We start from the raw sequence: 513 nt of genomic DNA on the forward strand, positions 1-513 counted from the left end.
TGATTTTTTGCTTTGAATCAAGGCGTCCAATTTTTCCAAGTATGCAACCTTAGCTTGTAAGTATGTTACTTGTTGTTCAAGTTGCTTATTCTTTTCTTCCACTGACATATCTTTATTATTTTTCATTTTGGGCGGTCTTCCTTTAGGTTTATTTAGGCGACCTTCAGATGCTAAGCGTTCCCATTGATATATCACAAAAGGAGCGCTTATTCCGAAATGCCGTGCGGCATTTGTTAATGATTCATGATTTTTAAGTCGCCAATTTATGACCTTTATTTTAAATGAATATTCATAATATGTCTTTGTATTTTTTGAGAAATATTCAATTCCAAATTGTTCAACTTTCCTAATCCATTCATAAAGGGTCGCAGACCCTTTGATACCGTACTTATTAATAATTTTTGTAAATCCTAAACCATTATAATAATCTTTAATGGCAGCTAATTTTAATTCTTTAGAAAACATAAAAGAACCCCTTAGGTTAGATTTCTCCAACTCAAGGGGTTCAGTTCA

General features: G+C 32.4%; 1 protein-coding gene. It reads right to left on the reverse strand.

What is annotated here, in order from left to right; translation table 11 throughout:
* Positions 1-465 (reverse strand): helix-turn-helix domain-containing protein (locus FD688_RS00075; RefSeq protein ID WP_138741309.1); only part of this gene is annotated, 465 nt, incomplete at its 3' end.
* Positions 466-513 lie beyond the last annotated feature (48 nt).

The organism is Apilactobacillus kunkeei (genome assembly GCF_005930975.1).
GTDB classification, from domain to species: domain Bacteria; phylum Bacillota; class Bacilli; order Lactobacillales; family Lactobacillaceae; genus Apilactobacillus; species Apilactobacillus kunkeei_E.